Origin of the sequence: Gibbsiella quercinecans (assembly GCF_002291425.1) — a bacterium.
Lineage (GTDB): Bacteria > Pseudomonadota > Gammaproteobacteria > Enterobacterales > Enterobacteriaceae > Gibbsiella > Gibbsiella quercinecans.
Genome location: NZ_CP014136.1, coordinates 2,258,292 through 2,274,303, shown reverse-complemented (window position 1 = coordinate 2,274,303; position 16,012 = coordinate 2,258,292). Strand labels below are relative to the sequence as shown.

At 58.0% G+C, this 16,012-nt stretch carries 17 protein-coding genes; 15 read left to right on the top strand and 2 right to left on the bottom strand.

Features of this window, described 5'->3' with window-relative positions; translation table 11 throughout:
• Positions 1 to 25 precede the first annotated feature (25 nt).
• Positions 26 to 688, top strand: coding sequence for a fructose-6-phosphate aldolase (gene fsa / locus ACN28Q_RS10550; RefSeq protein ID WP_095846300.1), 663 nt, complete (start codon positions 26 to 28; stop codon positions 686 to 688).
• 16 nt (positions 689 to 704) lie between these two features.
• Here fsa and ACN28Q_RS10545 read toward each other — a convergent pair whose 3' ends face one another.
• Positions 705 to 1,547 carry a dienelactone hydrolase family protein gene (locus tag ACN28Q_RS10545; protein ID WP_095846299.1) on the bottom strand — a complete coding sequence of 281 codons (843 nt, stop codon included), beginning with the start codon at positions 1,545 to 1,547 and terminating at the stop codon, positions 705 to 707.
• A gap of 334 nt (positions 1,548 to 1,881) precedes the next feature.
• On the opposite strand from ACN28Q_RS10545, the gene udp reads away from it, so the two are divergent.
• From udp to hemB, 14 genes are all read left to right on the top strand, one after another.
• Positions 1,882 to 2,643 (top strand): uridine phosphorylase, encoded by a 762-nt coding sequence (gene udp, locus ACN28Q_RS10540; RefSeq protein WP_095846298.1) that lies wholly within the window; start codon positions 1,882 to 1,884, stop codon positions 2,641 to 2,643.
• Positions 2,644 to 2,809: 166 nt separating this feature from the next.
• A complete protein-coding gene (locus tag ACN28Q_RS10535; protein WP_095846297.1) occupies positions 2,810 to 3,601 on the top strand; it encodes a tyrosine-protein phosphatase in 792 nt (263 codons plus the stop codon).
• Positions 3,602 to 3,702: 101 nt separating this feature from the next.
• The gene (locus ACN28Q_RS10530; RefSeq protein WP_165907038.1) at positions 3,703 to 4,233 is read left to right on the top strand and encodes a DedA family protein; all 531 of its coding nucleotides are present in this window, start codon (positions 3,703 to 3,705) and stop codon (positions 4,231 to 4,233) included.
• Positions 4,234 to 4,574: 341 nt separating this feature from the next.
• On the top strand, positions 4,575 to 5,363 hold the full coding sequence (locus tag ACN28Q_RS10525) for a histidine phosphatase family protein (protein WP_095846295.1): 789 nt from the start codon (positions 4,575 to 4,577) through the stop codon (positions 5,361 to 5,363).
• A gap of 95 nt (positions 5,364 to 5,458) precedes the next feature.
• Positions 5,459 to 6,784, top strand: a complete 1,326-nt coding sequence (locus tag ACN28Q_RS10520) for an OprD family outer membrane porin (protein ID WP_095846294.1) — start codon at positions 5,459 to 5,461, stop codon at positions 6,782 to 6,784.
• 160 nt (positions 6,785 to 6,944) lie between these two features.
• Positions 6,945 to 8,489, top strand: a complete 1,545-nt coding sequence (rmuC, locus tag ACN28Q_RS10515; RefSeq protein WP_095846293.1) for a DNA recombination protein RmuC — start codon at positions 6,945 to 6,947, stop codon at positions 8,487 to 8,489.
• A 75-nt stretch (positions 8,490 to 8,564) separates the two neighbouring features.
• Positions 8,565 to 9,320, top strand: a complete 756-nt coding sequence (gene ubiE, locus ACN28Q_RS10510; protein WP_095846292.1) for a bifunctional demethylmenaquinone methyltransferase/2-methoxy-6-polyprenyl-1,4-benzoquinol methylase UbiE — start codon at positions 8,565 to 8,567, stop codon at positions 9,318 to 9,320.
• A 13-nt stretch (positions 9,321 to 9,333) separates the two neighbouring features.
• Positions 9,334 to 9,942, top strand: a complete 609-nt coding sequence (gene ubiJ / locus ACN28Q_RS10505; protein ID WP_095848989.1) for a ubiquinone biosynthesis protein UbiJ — start codon at positions 9,334 to 9,336, stop codon at positions 9,940 to 9,942.
• Complete coding sequence (gene ubiB / locus ACN28Q_RS10500; RefSeq protein ID WP_095846291.1) at positions 9,939 to 11,570, top strand: ubiquinone biosynthesis regulatory protein kinase UbiB; 1,632 nt, start codon at positions 9,939 to 9,941, stop codon at positions 11,568 to 11,570. The genes ubiJ and ubiB overlap by 4 nt, the downstream gene beginning before the upstream one ends.
• 79 nt (positions 11,571 to 11,649) lie before the next feature.
• Positions 11,650 to 11,910 (top strand): Sec-independent protein translocase subunit TatA, encoded by a 261-nt coding sequence (tatA, locus tag ACN28Q_RS10495; RefSeq protein ID WP_095846290.1) that lies wholly within the window; start codon positions 11,650 to 11,652, stop codon positions 11,908 to 11,910.
• A 3-nt stretch (positions 11,911 to 11,913) separates the two neighbouring features.
• Entirely contained in the window at positions 11,914 to 12,486 is a 573-nt protein-coding gene (gene tatB / locus ACN28Q_RS10490; RefSeq protein WP_095846289.1) for a Sec-independent protein translocase protein TatB, read from the top strand.
• Positions 12,487 to 12,489: 3 nt separating this feature from the next.
• Entirely contained in the window at positions 12,490 to 13,260 is a 771-nt protein-coding gene (tatC, locus tag ACN28Q_RS10485) for a Sec-independent protein translocase subunit TatC (RefSeq protein WP_095846288.1), read from the top strand.
• Positions 13,261 to 13,307: 47 nt separating this feature from the next.
• A complete protein-coding gene (gene tatD / locus ACN28Q_RS10480; protein WP_095846287.1) occupies positions 13,308 to 14,090 on the top strand; it encodes a 3'-5' ssDNA/RNA exonuclease TatD in 783 nt (260 codons plus the stop codon).
• 14 nt (positions 14,091 to 14,104) lie between these two features.
• A complete protein-coding gene (hemB, locus tag ACN28Q_RS10475; RefSeq protein WP_095846286.1) occupies positions 14,105 to 15,127 on the top strand; it encodes a porphobilinogen synthase in 1,023 nt (340 codons plus the stop codon).
• Between the two features lie 71 nt (positions 15,128 to 15,198).
• Here the strand turns inward: hemB and rfaH are convergent, their stop codons facing one another.
• A complete protein-coding gene (gene rfaH / locus ACN28Q_RS10470; RefSeq protein ID WP_095846285.1) occupies positions 15,199 to 15,687 on the bottom strand; it encodes a transcription/translation regulatory transformer protein RfaH in 489 nt (162 codons plus the stop codon).
• Positions 15,688 to 16,012 lie beyond the last annotated feature (325 nt).

The following is a 16,012-nucleotide window of genomic DNA, read 5'->3' as shown; positions in this document are numbered from 1 at the left end:
CTTTGTTTAGCTGTGGGGAACCATTATGGAACTTTATCTCGATACCGCCGATGTCAGCGCCGTCAAGCGCCTGGCGCGCATTCTGCCTTTGCAGGGGGTGACGACGAACCCGAGCATCGTCGCCAATTCGCGTACTCCGTTGTGGGACGTGCTGCCGGCGCTGCGCGATGCGTTGGGCGGTGAAGGCCGGCTGTTTGCCCAGGTTTTGGCCAACAACGCGGCCCGCATGGTGGAAGAAGCGGTATTACTGCATGAACGGGTGCCGGAGCTGGTGGTGAAAGTCCCGGCCACGGCGGAAGGGCTGGCGGCCATCAAGGCGCTGAAGGGCATGGGCATTCCAACGCTGGGCACTGCGGTGTACGGCGCCGCGCAGGGGCTGCTTTCGGCGTTGGCGGGGGCGCAGTACGTGGCGCCTTACGTCAACCGGCTGGATGCGCAGGGCGGCAATGGCATTGCCACCGTACGAGAATTGCAACAATTGCTTACGCTGCATGCGCCGCACGCCCAGGTGCTGGCGGCCAGCTTTAAAACGCCGCGCCAGGCGCTGGAGTGCCTGCTGGCGGGCTGCGGGGCGATAACCTTGCCAGTCGATGTGGCGGAACAGTTCATCACCGCGCCGACAGTGCAGGCCGCGGTGGAAAAATTTGAGCACGACTGGTGCGGCGCATTTGGCGCTTTGCAGCTATAACATACGCCGCCGCGGTTCAGGCCTGGGGCTCGCCGGTGACGCCGTGCCGGGCAAACCAGGCCAGCATCCGTTGCCAACCATCGGCGGCGGCTTCGGCATCGTAGCTGGGGCGATAGTCGGCGTTGAAGGCGTGGCCGGCGTCCGGATAAACCACGATCTCGGCGTCGGCATTCGCCGCGCGGATCGCCTGGCGCATGGTTTCCACCGTGTTCAGCGGGATGCCGGTATCCTTGCCGCCATACAGCCCCAGCACGGGCGCTGACAGCTCGGTGGCAATATCCACCGGGTGTTTCGGCGTATTGAGGGTTTTCTCTCCGACCAGCTTGCCATACCAGGCGACGGCCGCTTTCAACTGCGGGTTATGCGCTGCGTACAGCCAGGCGATGCGTCCGCCCCAGCAAAAACCGGTGATCGCCAGCTTATCTGGCGCCCCGCCGTGCTGCAGGGCCCAGTGGGCGGTATGATCCAGGTCCATCAGCACCTGGCTGTCCGGCACTTTACTCACCAGATTCTGCAACAGTTCACTGATATCGCTATAGTTACTGGCATCCCCCTGGCGGAAGTACAGCTCCGGGGCGATCGCCAGATAGCCCTGTTTGGCCAGCCGCCGGCACAGATCCCGAATATGTTCATGAACGCCAAAGATCTCCTGAACCACCAGTACCACCGGTAAGGGGCCACGTTGGTTATCGGGCCGGGCAAGGTATGCCGGCAGGGATTCGTTCTGCACCGGGATAGTGGTTTCGCCGGCGTGAATGCCCTGTTCGTCGGTGTGCCGGGTGGTGGCGGCCAACGGTTTGACGGCCGGGCTGAAGCCCTGCTGGCTTTGCTGTTGCGTCGTTTGGCTCTCGGTTTTCATCGTGGTCTCCGTGTAAAAGGAAAACGGGGCGGGATCTGGTTAACTATAGGCTCGATTCCGCACGGTGGCAGCCCCACCCTGTTCGCCGCCGGGCAACGGCGTTGGGCGTTGGGCTACACCGCGCAAGGCCGCTGCGCCTGGCCTGCCGCTTGGCCGCGCTGACACTGCGCGAGGGGTAAGCGGCCGGTTAATTTTGTGATAATTATCACAATAAATATGTATTCTGAAATTCGTTTTCTGTTAACAAGTGATTCGCGTCACGAAATTGGCGATGGATTTTCAGTAGAGTGCGTTTTTGTTCCTCCGACTAAACATGAATAATGAGGGATCCGGTATGTCTCAATCAGATGTCTTCCATCTTGGCCTGACCAAATCCGATTTGCAGGGGGCGCAATTGGCGATCGTCCCCGGCGATCCGCAACGCGTAGAAAAAATCGCCAGGCTGATGGAAAACCCAGTGCATCTGGCTTCTCATCGTGAATTCACCACCTGGCGGGCGGAACTCGACGGCAAGCCCGTCATCGTGTGTTCAACCGGCATCGGCGGCCCTTCCACGTCGATCGCGGTGGAAGAATTGGCGCAGTTGGGCATCCGTACTTTTCTGCGGATCGGCACTACCGGCGCGATCCAGCCTGACATCAACGTGGGCGATGTGTTGGTGACCACGGCGGCGGTGCGCCTGGATGGCGCCAGCCTGCACTTTGCGCCGATGGAGTTCCCGGCGGTTGCCGATTTTGCCTGTACCACCGCGCTGGTCGAGGCGGCGAAAGCCAGCGGCGCCACGACCCATATCGGCGTGACCGCCTCTTCCGATACCTTCTACCCCGGCCAGGAACGTTACGATACGTATTCCGGCCAGGTGGTGAGCCGCTTCAAGGGCTCAATGGCCGAATGGCAGGCGATGGGCGTGATGAACTACGAAATGGAATCCGCCACCCTGTTGACCATGTGCGCCAGCCAGGGGCTGCGCGCCGGGATGGTGGCCGGGGTGATCGTTAACCGCACCCAGCAGGAAATTCCGGATGCGCAAACCATGAAGCAAACTGAAACCCACGCGGTGCAAATCGTGGTGGAAGCCGCACGCCGCCTGCTGTAACCCGCCTCGTTGCCAATGGGCCGCCGCTGCGGCCCATTTTTCATTTCATCATAATCTGTTACGGTGGCAGGCACTGGCGCCATCTGCGCAGCCTGCTGTGTTTTGTGATGGGATGTATCCGCTGCCTGTATCGCGCTGTTTGTCGACAACAATAACGAGGATGTCTATGACCGCTCAGATTCCGCTTCACCCTTCACTGGCCCCGCTCGACGGCGGCATCAACTTTCGTGATTTAGGCGGCAATAGCGTCGCTAATGGCCGCCGTATCAAGCGTGGGTTGCTGTTCCGTGCCGGCGCGCTCGATCGCTTAACGCCGCGTGACTGTGCGTTTTTGGCCGGCGTGCCGGTCAGCACCGTGCTGGATTACCGCGACAGCGATGAAGTGCAGGATAAGCCGGATGTGCTGTGGCCCGGCGCCGATTACCATCATTTCCCGGCCAACCCGTTGAGCAGCGAAGTGAATGCCAATCTGGAAAAGCTGAACAACGAGGTGCTGGCGGCTTTTGACAGCCAGGCCTTTATGCTGCAGCTGTATCGCCGCCTGCCGTTCAATAACCCGGCCTACCGGCAACTGGCCGCTCTGCTGTTGCAAACGGAAAGCGGCGCCATCGTGCAGCACTGCGCCGTGGGTAAAGACCGCACCGGCGTCGGCTCTGCGTTGGTGTTGTTGGCCCTTGGGGCGGATGAGGCCACGGTGCTGGAGGATTACCTGCTGACCGAAACCACGCTGGCGGCCTTCCGCGAACAGATGCTGGATCAGCTTTCGAGCCGCCTGAACGCCGCGGCGCTGGCCCAGTTTGCCTACGTGCTCGGCGCCCGCGAAGAGTTCCTGACCACCGCCCTTGGCTGCATCCGCGAACAGTACGGTTCGCCGGCGCGCTGGCTGGAGGCGGAGTATGGCCTGGGGCCGCAACAGCGTGACGTGCTACAGGCACGCTATCTGGAGCCTGCCGTTTAGCCCGCTAGCCGGGAAATACGTTATGTTTAACCGGTGTTTAAGCGGCACGGGGCGCGATTCCTTATTCTGTGCGTAGGACAGCCCCATTGAAGGAGTGTGCATTGAGTCTGAATGATGTGATCCACTGGGTCAGCGAAATGGTACGTCAGCATGAAGGCTGGGCGATCCCGATTATCTTTTTCCTGGCATTTGGCGAATCCCTGGCTTTTCTGTCGCTGCTGTTGCCGGCCACGGTGATCCTGCTGGCGCTGGGGGCGCTGATCGGCGAAAGCGGCATCGCTTTCTGGCCGATCTGGGCGGCGGCGGCGGCCGGTGCATTTTTCGGCGACTGGCTTTCCTACTGGGTGGGCTACCACTATCAGGATCGCGTGGCGCATATGTGGCCGCTTTCCCGTAACCCCAAGCTGCTGGCGCGCGGCCATGCGTTCTTTGAGCGCTGGGGCGTGATGAGCATTTTCTTCGGCCGGTTCTTTGGCCCGCTGCGTGCGGTGGTGCCGCTGGTCGGGGGGATCTGCGCCATGCCGCAGCGCTACTTCCAGTCGGCCAACCTGGCTTCGGCGATGATTTGGGCCTTCGGCATTCTGGCGCCGGGCGCGTTTGGCATCCAGTGGATCAGCCGTTGGATGGGCTAAGGCCGCCATCGCGATATTTTTGCTGCCGGGTGGTTTTATTTGGCCGTAAGCGCTTGGCGCTTACGGCGTTACGCTTTTCTATTACTTGAATTATTTGGGGTGGAAAATAAATAAAGAGTGCGAAACCGATCACGAAACTATCCCAATTAAAAAAAAGCATATTTTCTTCTTTTCCTGATGTGTTAGTCTCACTGAAACTGGATTGTTACTGTTTAACGACAGGCAAAACCCAAACCTATTCGCCACTGGCCATATAGGGTTGGGTTTTTTTGTTTTTAATAAATTAGTTTTTATCTGTAGTATCTGTTTTTCTGTGCCTATTATTCAATGAGGAATATAAGATGAACATAAAAAAATGGTTATTAATTTCTTTGCTTGCCGTTTCAACGGTATTAATCAATAACGCGACCGCCGCAGGGGAAGACAGCGTTAATATTTACTTTGCCCGCCACGGGAAAACGGTGCTCAATACTTACGATCGCGTGCAAGGGTGGGTTGATTCGCCATTGACCGCTCCCGGCATTGAAACCGCCCGCTACCTTGGCGCCGGGTTAAAGGATATCCCGTTTAGCCGTTATTACACCAGTGATGCCGGGCGGCAACGGGAAACCATGCAGATTATCCTGCAGGAAATGGGCCAACCCCAGGCGCCAGTGGTGGCGCTTCGTGGCTTGCGCGAGGTATTCTTCGGCGGTTTTGAAGGGCTGCCGAACGCGGATATGCTCAATGCTACCGCGAAAAAATTAGGCTTTGCCGACAGTAAAGCTATGCTGGCGGCGATGACGGCGGGCGATATAACGGTGCCTGTCGTGATAGACGCCATCAGCCAAATTGACGAGAAGCAAGCGGCGGAAAACGCCGCCCAGGTGAAAGTCCGCACGCAGCAGGCGTTGCATACGATGGTGCAGGATGCGTTAAAAGCCGGGGATAAAAATGTACTGGCTGTCTCTTCCGGGCTTTCCATGCTGATGATGATTTCAGATATGACCGACAGCCCGGCAAAAAATATGCCGCTGGCCAACGCCGCGGTAGTCAAAATTACCTATAAAAACGGTAAATATACCGTAGCCGATATTGGCGATATGCAATATGTCGCCAAAGGAAAGGCGGCGCTGGAAAAAACGCCGTAGCGCAGAGCGCCGAAATAGCAAAAGTGTGCGATAAGGCGGAAGAGTAATTCTCCGTCAGTGGATTGCTATTTTTTATATCAGGGAGAGTCATTGCAATGAAAACTTATTCCACCCGAAGCTTTATTCATATCCTGCTCTTGTTTTTCATCACAAATGCTGCTGCGGAAAGCACGCTTAGCGCAATGGTTGCTTCGCCTTTTTTCACCGATAGCCAGGCGGAAATAACGTTAAAGAATTACTGGAAATATTTAAAGGAAGATGCCGCCAACCCAAAGGCGGTGCATAACGCTTGGGGGCAGGGGGCCGCGTTGGGTTATCAGTCCGGCTATCTGGCTGACACGATCGGCGCCGATATCCATTACTATGGCGCGGTAAAGTTGGGGGCCAGCGATTATTTTAATTCCCGTGGCGTGCTGTACAGCACCGATAGCGTCAGCAGCAAACACAATGCTGCCGGCTACAGCAAGTTTGGCCAGCGTTATATCAAGCTGAAGGGGAATATCGGCGGCGCCGATCTCAACGCGCGTGTCGGTTGGCAAATGTTGCGCAATGATGGCGTGATTACCACCTCGAACCGCCTTTCTCCGACCACCTATTTGGGCTGGAACGGCGGGGTGAGGCATGCCGGCTTTTCGCTGCACGGCGCCTATGTTGAACGCAGCATGGAACGCAACTCACCGAATAGTCTGCGCCTGCAAACCAACGATGGGCGTTACATCCAGCATCTGTTTAGCGGTGAGCTGGGCTATGAGGGCAATGCGTTTACCGGCCAACTGGCGTACGGTGAATCGCAAAACTACCTGCGCCGCCAGATCCTGCGTATAGCGTTCAAGCCGGAGGCAACGCTTAGCCTGGGCAGCCAGATTTATACCACGCAGGCGCTGGAAGGTTACCAAGCGATGGCGTTGAGCAAACGCCACTTTGACCGGCACGCCAATCATTATGCCCTTGACGCCAAATGGCAGGCGCCGCGCTGGAGCCTTAAGCTCGGTATTGGCCATACGCGGGCGCCAAAGGGCGGCGGCGAGCTTGGTTTTTATCCACGCCATATGACAAAGAATTCTCGCGGCACGTTCACCTCAATGGCCTATGCGGGCGAAGACTATATGCGTGACGGGGAAACCGTGTTGGCTGCGCTGGCCGAATACCGTATTACACCCGAGTTCACTGCCGGCGTGACGGGCAACTTTGGGCAGTTCAGCTATCAGGGCGTCGCCGTGCGTACCGGCGAGCTCAACGTTTTTGGCCGCTGGGCGCCTTCTCATCCTACATTAAACAATCTGACGGTGTTCGCCATGGTTGGGCCGGGCTGGTCTTATAAAAACGTGAATAAAACGCCGGTGATAGCCAACGGGCATTACCGGACGGCGCATACCCTGGGCGCCGAGTTTATCGCCGAATATCGCTTCAAATTATTTTAGCCCGGCGCTTCCCTTTATCGCCCAGGTTGCCGGTGCGTCGGCGTGGTTATTCGGCCCACTTCCTGATAAAAACAAACTGGACATCCATACAGCAGCCCTTTAACGTGGCTGGCAGCAGGCGCGTTTGCGCCGAAACGGCATTGCGTATACAGGAGGCAGGGTGGATACCAGCGTGATTTATGGTATTGGCGGCGTGGCGATCGGCCTGTTGCTGGGGTGGCTGATCGCCAACCTGCAGGTGCAGCGACACCGGGCGCAGCATGAGACGGAACTGCGCCTGCGGGAGCAGGCATTGCAGCAGGCGCAGCAGGAAATCGCCGCGCGCCAGGAGCAACAGCAGCGCTATGAACAGCAACTGCGGCAGAACGATCTGGAACTGCGCAACCTGCACAGCCAAATGGCCGCCGGGCAGGAGAAGCTACAGCAGCTTAACCATTGGCGCAGTGAATGCGAACAGCTCAATCAGGAACTACGCGCCCAGCGTGAAGTGAACAGCGCCCAAGAAGCCGAACTGCGTGAGGTGACCATTCGCCTGGAAGAAACGCGCATGGCGGCGGAAGAAAAACAGCGCTTGCTGCTTAACAGCGAGCAGCGCCTGACCACCCAATTCGAAAACCTGGCCAATCGCATCTTCGAGCACAGTGGCCGCAAAGTGGATGAGCAGAACAGGCAAAGTCTGGATCGGCTGTTGTTGCCCTTGCGTGAGCAACTGGATGGCTTTCGCCGCCAGGTGCAGGAAAGCTTCGGCCAGGAAGCGCGCGAACGCCATACCCTGACCCACGAAATCCGTAACCTGCAACAACTGAATGCGCAAATGGCGCGCGAAGCCATCAACCTGACCAAGGCGCTGAAAGGGGATAATAAAACCCAGGGCAACTGGGGCGAGGTGGTGTTGAGCCGGGTGCTGGAAGCCTCTGGCCTGCGCGAAGGCCATGAATATGAAACCCAGGTCAGCGTGCGGCTGGATCACCAAAGCCGGATGCAGCCAGACGTGATCGTCCGCCTGCCGCAGGGCAAGGACGTGGTGATCGACGCCAAAATGTCGCTGGTGGCCTATGAGCGCTATTTTAACAGCGAAGACGATCTGGCGTGTGAAGCGGCGCTGAGTGAGCATATTTCCTCATTGCGTAACCATATCCGCATGCTGGGCCGCAAGGATTATCAGCAGTTGCCCGGTTTGCGTTCGCTGGATTATGTGCTGATGTTTATCCCGGTTGAGCCGGCGTTCCTGTTGGCGATCGATCGCGAGCCGGAGCTGATCGGAGAAGCGTTGCAGCACAATATCATGCTGGTCAGCCCCACGACGCTGCTGGTGGCGCTGCGCACCATCACCAATCTGTGGCGCTATGAGCACCAAAGCCAGAACGCCCAGCGCATCGCCGAACGGGCTGCAAGGCTGTATGACAAAATGCGGCTGTTCGTTGACGATATGTCCGCGCTGGGGCAAAGCCTGGATAAGGCCCAGGGCAGCTACCGCCTGGCAATGAACAAGCTGAGCGAAGGGCGCGGCAACCTGATCGGCCAGACCGAAGGGTTCCGGGCGTTGGGTGTTGAGGTAAAACGGCCGATTAACCCAGCGTTGGCGCAACGGGCCCGCGAGCAGGACGTGGGGGAAGCCGGCGGCGATGCGGTGGTTAGCTCGCTGCCCACGGCGAGCGAAGATGAAAATGGCGATGAACAATCGCGCAGCGCATCACAGGGATGATACGCGTTAGGTGGGGAATTGCGCGCCGTTCTGATACACTTCATAGACTAAATTGACTCAATAGCAGGCGGGACAATGGCAGATCAATCGCAGGAAACGACCGATTTCGGTTTTCGCACCGTAGCACGCGAAGAAAAACAGGCTATGGTGGCTAACGTTTTTCATTCGGTCGCGGCCAAGTATGACGTGATGAACGACCTGATGTCGTTCGGTATCCATCGCATCTGGAAGCGTTTTACCATTGATTGCAGCGGCGTGCGCAGCGGCCAGCGCGTGCTGGATCTTGCCGGCGGAACGGGCGATCTGGCGGCCAAATTCTCCCGCATGGTGGGTGAGCAGGGGCAGGTGGTGCTGGCGGACATCAATGACTCCATGCTGAAGATGGGGCGCGAAAAGCTGCGCGATCGCGGTATTGTCGGTAATGTCAGCTATGTGCAGGCCAACGCCGAAGCGTTGCCGTTCCCGGATAATTACTTTGATTGCATCACCATCTCTTTTGGCCTGCGCAACGTGACCGATAAAGATAAAGCGCTGCGCTCCATGTTCCGCGTGCTGAAGCCCGGTGGCCGTTTGCTGGTGCTGGAGTTCTCCAAGCCGCTGCTGGCGCCGCTTAGCAAAGCCTATGACGCCTACTCCTTCCACGTGCTGCCGAAGATCGGCGAGTTGGTGGTGAAAGATCCCGAAAGCTACCGTTACCTGGCCGAATCCATCCGTATGCATCCGGATCAGGAAACCCTGAAAGGCATGATGCAGGAAGCCGGCCTGGAAAACGTGTCCTACTTTAATCTGACCGGGGGCATTGTGGCCCTGCACAGGGGCTTCAAGTTCTGATATGGATATGCCGATGCTGCTGACCCCGCTGTTGACCGGCGTGCTGGAAACGTCGCTCAACGGCCTGTTGTTTCGTGAGCGTAGCCTGAAGCCTGCGCGTCAGCGCCTGGCGGGCAAAACGCTGCGCATTGAGCTGCGGGAATTGTCTTCCCCGCTGGTGCTGGTGTTCAGCGAGCAGCGGGTTGATGTGCTCGGCCAGTTTGAAGGTGACGCCGATTGCACGGTGCGCACCCGGATCCCGGCGCTGCTGAAGCTGCGCGATCGCCAGCAGCTTTCGCAACTGATGCGCTCGGGCGAATTGATCGTCGAAGGTGATATTCAGGTGGTTCAGCAATGGGTTGGGCTGCTTGATTTGGCCGAATGGGATCCCGCCGAATGGCTGGCGCCCTACGTTGGCGATATCGCCGCGCAGGGTATCACCCAGGCGGTGGCCAAAGGCGCCGGACTGCTGAAAACCGGCCTGCAGCGGCAACAGCGTTATGTGGCCGAAACCCTGACCGAAGAGTGGCGTGGTGCGCCGGGGCCGCTGGAAGTGGCGTGGTTCAACGAAGAGGTGGATGCCGTGGCGCGCAGCGTTGAAACCCTGTTTGCCCGGCTGGGCCAGTTGGAGGGCAAACGATGACCCCGGGGGAACTGCGCCGTCTGTATTTTATTGTTCGCGTTTTTCTCAGCTACGGCCTGGATGAACTGATCCCAAAGATGCGTCTGACGTTGCCGCTGCGCTTTGCTCGCCGGCTGCTGTTCTGGATGCCTAACCGCCATAAAGAGATGGTGCTCGGCGAACGCCTGCGCCTGGCGTTGCAGGAGCTTGGGCCGGTGTGGATCAAGTTCGGCCAAATGATGTCGACCCGCCGCGATCTGTTCCCGCCGCAAATTGCCGATCAGCTGGCGCTGTTGCAAGACCGCGTGGCGCCGTTTGACGGCGCGCTGGCGCGCAAGCATATCGAACAGGCGATGGGCGGCCCGCTGGAAACCTGGTTTGACGATTTCGAGCCCAAAGCGCTGGCTTCCGCCTCAATTGCCCAGGTACATACCGCCCGGCTGAAAAGCAACGGCCAACAGGTGGTGCTGAAAGTGATCCGCCCGGATATCGGGCCGATTATCAAAGCCGACGTGCGCCTGATGTATCGGCTGGCCGGCTGGGTGCCGAAGCTGCTGCCCGATGGCCGCCGCCTGCGGCCGCGGGAAGTGGTGCGCGAATACGAAAAGACGCTGCTGGATGAGCTGAATCTGCTGCGCGAAGCGGCCAACGCCATTCAGCTGCGGCGCAACTTCGAAGGTAGCCCGATGCTGTATGTGCCGGAAGTGTATTCCGATTACTGCCGCGAAAGCGTGTTGGTGATGGAGCGCATCTACGGTATCCCGGTATCAGACGTTGCCGCACTGGAACAGCAAGGCACCAATATGAAACTGCTGGCGGAGCGCGGGGTGCAGGTGTTCTTCACCCAGGTTTTCCGCGATAGCTTTTTCCACGCCGACATGCACCCTGGCAATATTTTTGTGAGCTATGAGCACCCGGAAGATCCTTGCTACATTGGTATTGACTGCGGCATTGTCGGCTCGCTGAACAAAGACGACAAACGCTACCTGGCGGAAAACTTCATCGCCTTCTTCAATCGCGATTATCGTAAGGTCGCTGAACTGCACGTCGATTCCGGCTGGGTGCCACGGGATACCAACGTCGAAGACTTCGAGTTCGCGATCCGCACGGTGTGTGAACCGATTTTTGAAAAGCCGCTGGCGGAGATCTCTTTCGGCCATGTGCTGCTGAACCTGTTTAATACCGCGCGCCGTTTTAATATGGAAGTCCAGCCGCAATTGGTGTTATTGCAGAAGACCTTGTTGTATGTTGAAGGCCTGGGGCGGCAGCTTTATCCACAGTTGGATTTGTGGACCACGGCCAAACCGTTCCTGGAAAGCTGGCTGCGCGATCAGGTCGGCATTCCGGCAGTGATCCGCGCGCTGAAAGAAAAAGCGCCGTTTTGGGCGGAGAAACTCCCTGAATTGCCTGAATTATTTTACGATAGTCTGCAGCAGCATAAATTGCTGCAGCAAAGCGTGGATAAGTTGACTGGCCAAATGCAGGCGCAGCGCGTGCGGCAAGGGCAATCGCGCTATTTGCTCGGCGTTGGCGCTACACTGTTGGTGAGTGGTACGATTCTCCTGCTCGGTGGTGTTGAAACCGTTCCGGCGTGGTTGATGGCGGCGGGTATTGTCGCCTGGCTGGTCGGCTGGAAGCGTACCGCTTGATTTGGCGCTATATCCTGTTTTCATATGGCCGTAGAATGTGGTAACCAGAATAACCCCTGTAAATATAGAGGTAATTGGAATGGGCGGTATTAGTATTTGGAATTTGTTGATCATCGCGGTGATCGTGGTGTTGCTGTTTGGTACCAATAAGCTTCGTTCGCTGGGTTCCGATCTGGGTGCATCAATCAAGGGGTTTAAAAAGGCGATGGGCGACGATACGACCCCACCGGCCAATACCTCCGAAAAAACTACCCATGATGCTGATTTCACGGCAAAGCCTATCACTGATAAGCAGCCGGAAACCAAAGCTGAAGAGTCGAAGAACAAAGAGCAGGTATAAACCGTGTTTGACATAGGGTTTGGTGAACTGCTGCTGGTGCTGGTGATTGGTCTGGTGGTGCTTGGGCCAGAGCGGCTACCAGTGGCGGTAAGAACGGTTTCGGGCTGGATCCGGGCGCTGCGTTCGATGGCGGCATCGGTGCAGAGCGAACTTGCCCAAGAGCTGAAGCTGCAGGAACTGCAAGACAGCCTGAAAAAGGCCGAGAAAGCCGGCCTGCAGAACTTGACGCCGGAACTGAAAGCGTCCATGGATGAGTTGAAAGACGCCGCCGAGTCATTGAAGCGCTCTTATCATGGCGGCCAGATTGATGAACCTGCGCACACCATCCAGAATCCGCAGGTGACCGATCCGGAAGCCCAGCACGACGGCGTAACTCCGGCGGAGGCCGCCACCACGGCTTCGGCGCCGGTGAGCGCGCCGGCACCAGCCCCCGAACCGGCCGCGCAGCTAGCCAAAACGCCGGTTGAACCGGTACAGGCCGCGCCGCAGGCTCCGGCTGGCGCAGCAACGCCGGCGGCGAATGAGCCCGCTGCGGCGACTTCCTCAGCGTCTTCCCAACCTAGTGGCGATCGTTAAAACATGGCAGTTGAAGATACCCAACCGCTTATCAGTCATTTAATTGAACTGCGTAAGCGGCTGTTGAACTCGATTATCAGCGTGCTGGTGATCTTTCTGGTGCTGGTTTATTTTGCGAATGATATTTACCAGTTGGTTTCCGCCCCGTTAATCAAGCAGTTGCCTGCCGGGGCCAGCATGATCGCCACCGACGTGGCGTCGCCTTTCTTTACCCCGATTAAACTGACGATGATTGTGTCGGTGTTCGTGGCCGCCCCGGTGATCCTCTACCAGGTCTGGGCGTTTATCGCGCCGGCGCTGTATAAACATGAACGCCGCCTGATGATGCCGTTACTGGTGTCCAGCAGCGCGCTGTTTTATCTCGGCATGGCCTTCGCCTACTTCATCGTGTTCCCGCTGGCCTTTGGTTTCTTTGCCAAAACGGCGCCGGCCGGGGTGCTGATCGCCACCGACATCAACAACTATCTCGACTTCGTCATGGCGTTGTTTATGGCGTTCGGCGTGGCGTTTGAAGTGCCGGTTGCCATCATCCTGCTGTGCTGGAGCGGGGTTACATCGCCGGAAGATCTGAAAAAGAAACGGCCGTATGTGTTGGTCGGGGCCTTTGTGGTCGGGATGTTGCTGACGCCGCCGGATGTGTTCTCGCAAACGCTGTTGGCGATCCCGATGTACCTGCTGTTTGAAGTGGGCGTGTTCTTTGCCCGTTTCTACGTTGGCAAACGGCGCCCTCGGCCGGAAGAAGAAGACGAGGGCGACGAAAACCCCGCCCCGTAACGTGTTACCAGGCCGCCCGAATGGGCGGCTTCTGATTTGGAAAGCGCATGTTTGATATCGGCGTTAATCTCACCAGCTCACAATTCGCCAAAGATTATCCGCAGGTGGTGGCGCGCGCGCAGGCCGCGGGCGTGCGCGGCATGTTGATCACCGGCACCAACGCCCAGGAAAGCCAGGCCGCCAGCGAGCAGGCTTTGCAGTATGCCGGCTACTGTTGGGCGACGGCCGGCGTGCACCCCCATGATGCCAGCAGTTGGTGTGAGGAAACCGCCCAGCATATCCGCGCGCTGGCCGTGCAGCCGCAGGTCGTGGCTATCGGCGAATGCGGCCTGGATTTTAACCGCAACTTCTCCACGCCGGCCGAGCAGGAAACGGCGTTCAGCGCCCAGCTTGCGTTGGCGGCCGCGTTACAGATGCCCGTTTTCCTGCATTGCCGCGATGCACACGCACGTTTTGCCGCATTGCTGGCGCCGTGGTTGGATAAACTGCCCGCGGCCGTTGTCCACTGCTTTACCGGCACGGCGGAAGAATTGGCCGATTGCCTGTCGCTTGGGCTGTCGGTGGGCATTACCGGCTGGGTATGCGATGAGCGCCGCGGCCAGGGGTTGCGCGCGCTGTTGCCGCACATTCCGGCCGATCGGTTGCTATTGGAAACCGATGCCCCCTATCTGTTGCCCCGGGATTTACACCCAAAACCTGCATCTCGCCGCAACGAACCCTGTTTTTTGCCCCATATCGTCCAACAGGTCGCCGCTTGGCGAAGAGAAGATCCCGAATGGCTGGGGCACAAAACTGATGAGAACGCCCGCCGGTTATTCCGGCTGGTTTGAGTGAGGAGAATACAATGAGCTATGCATTTCCGGGTACTTTTCCAGGGCGCCGCATGCGCCGCGTGCGCCGTCATGATTTCAGCCGCCGCCTGGTGGCAGAGAACCAACTGACGGTTAACGATCTGATCTACCCGGTATTTGTTATGGAAGGCACCAATCACTACGAACCGGTGGCTTCCATGCCAGGCGTATCGCGCATGACCATTGATCTACTGATCAAAGAAGCTGAAGCCATCGCTAAGCTGGGCGTACCGGTACTGTCGCTGTTTCCAGTGATTGAGCCGGGCCTGAAAACGCTGCATGCGGAAGAAGCCTACAACCCGCAAGGCCTGGTGCAGCGTACCGTGCGTGCGTTGAAAGACGCGGTGCCGGAGCTGGGTATCCTGACCGATGTGGCGCTCGATCCTTACACCACGCATGGTCAGGACGGGGTGATTGATGAAGACGGCTATGTGATTAACGATGTGACCAAGGACATTCTGGTGCGTCAGGCGCTGTCCCATGCCGAAGCCGGGGCCGAGATCGTGGCGCCGAGCGATATGATGGATGGCCGTATCGGCGCAATCCGCGATCGCCTGGAAGACAGCGGCCTGATTAACACCCAGATTATGGCCTATTCCGCCAAGTACGCCTCTTGCTACTATGGCCCGTTCCGCGATGCGGTTGGTTCCAGCAGCAACCTGAAGGGCGGCAATAAGAAAACCTACCAGATGGATCCGGCCAACAGCGACGAAGCGCTGCAGGAAATCGCTCAGGATCTGCAAGAAGGCGCGGATATGGTGATGGTGAAACCGGGGATGCCCTATTTGGATGTGGTGCGCCGGGTGAAAGACAGCTTTGGCGTGCCGACCTTCGCCTATCAGGTTTCCGGCGAGTATGCGATGCATATGGCGGCGATTCAGAACGGCTGGCTGCAGGAGAAACCGGCGATCATGGAGTCGCTGCTGTGCTTCAAACGCGCCGGCGCCGATGGCGTGCTGACCTATTTCGCCAAACAGGTCGCCCAGTGGCTGCACGATGAGGCCATGCAGCGTTAACTCACAGGGCCATCTTCTTGGCCCTTAGCCGAACTTATCGGGCGGCGTGCGCGTTGTTGGCACGCCAACCGTTATAGTTTCTGGAACTGCCGGTTATCCAGGCTTTGGCTCACCTGCTTGTTAATCAGGTTCAGCAGCAGGATAGAGCGCGCTTCGCCATCGGGTTCGGTGTAAATCGCCCGCAGCCCTTCAAACACCCCATCGGTGATCAGCACCGTGTCGCCCGGCACTGGCGTTTCAGGATCCACATAGGTTTCACTGGTGTGCGCCTGCAATTCCTCTATCACATTAAGCGGAATGACGGCCGGCAGCGAACCAAAGCGCACAAAGTGGCTGACGCCACGGGTCGCGCTGATGGTGGTGGTATGGATACGCTCAGGATCGAACTCCACGAACAAATAGTTGGGAAACAGGGGCTCGCTGACGGCGACGCGCTTGCCCCGCACGATCTTCTCCAGCGTGATAATCGGGCTCAGGCAGTTTACCTGCTGCCGCTCCAGATGTTCCTGCGCCCTGAGCAATTGGCCGCGTTTGCAATACAGTAAGTACCAAGATTCCATAATTTCACATGCCTTTCTACCAGCCGGCAAGCATATCAAAAGCCATAGCGGATACCTAGGCCATGGCCGGTATTTGATTGCGATATCGCCGCAGATCTGCCAATTTTTGTGCAGGATCGTTCAGCGGCGGCGCGTTCTGATAACGCGGTTATAGCAAGAGCTGAGCATGAATGACAGCGCGGCGCTCACGCGCTGTACATTGTAGTATGGCAAGGCCGTATGACGCCCTGTGTGACGTTACTCATCATTCTGGTACGCGGAAGGCGAAACTGGCTGCGGCAACCCCGTTCGTGCGCGGCAGGCAATCTTGTCTTTACGGGCGTTT

Bases quoted from the DNA above. Each gene is read 5' to 3' on its own strand.
- fsa (WP_095846300.1), top strand. From the start codon at position 26: ATGGAACTTTATCTCGATACCGCCGATGTCAGCGCCGTCAAGCGCCTG.
- ACN28Q_RS10545 (WP_095846299.1), bottom strand. From the start codon at position 1,547: ATGAAAACCGAGAGCCAAACGACGCAACAGCAAAGCCAGCAGGGCTTC.
- udp (WP_095846298.1), top strand. From the start codon at position 1,882: ATGTCTCAATCAGATGTCTTCCATCTTGGCCTGACCAAATCCGATTTG.
- ACN28Q_RS10535 (WP_095846297.1), top strand. From the start codon at position 2,810: ATGACCGCTCAGATTCCGCTTCACCCTTCACTGGCCCCGCTCGACGGC.
- ACN28Q_RS10525 (WP_095846295.1), top strand. From the start codon at position 4,575: ATGAACATAAAAAAATGGTTATTAATTTCTTTGCTTGCCGTTTCAACG.
- ACN28Q_RS10520 (WP_095846294.1), top strand. From the start codon at position 5,459: ATGAAAACTTATTCCACCCGAAGCTTTATTCATATCCTGCTCTTGTTT.
- ubiE (WP_095846292.1), top strand. From the start codon at position 8,565: ATGGCAGATCAATCGCAGGAAACGACCGATTTCGGTTTTCGCACCGTA.
- ubiJ (WP_095848989.1), top strand. From the start codon at position 9,334: ATGCTGCTGACCCCGCTGTTGACCGGCGTGCTGGAAACGTCGCTCAAC.
- ubiB (WP_095846291.1), top strand. From the start codon at position 9,939: ATGACCCCGGGGGAACTGCGCCGTCTGTATTTTATTGTTCGCGTTTTT.
- tatA (WP_095846290.1), top strand. From the start codon at position 11,650: ATGGGCGGTATTAGTATTTGGAATTTGTTGATCATCGCGGTGATCGTG.
- tatC (WP_095846288.1), top strand. From the start codon at position 12,490: ATGGCAGTTGAAGATACCCAACCGCTTATCAGTCATTTAATTGAACTG.
- tatD (WP_095846287.1), top strand. From the start codon at position 13,308: ATGTTTGATATCGGCGTTAATCTCACCAGCTCACAATTCGCCAAAGAT.
- hemB (WP_095846286.1), top strand. From the start codon at position 14,105: ATGAGCTATGCATTTCCGGGTACTTTTCCAGGGCGCCGCATGCGCCGC.
- rfaH (WP_095846285.1), bottom strand. From the start codon at position 15,687: ATGGAATCTTGGTACTTACTGTATTGCAAACGCGGCCAATTGCTCAGG.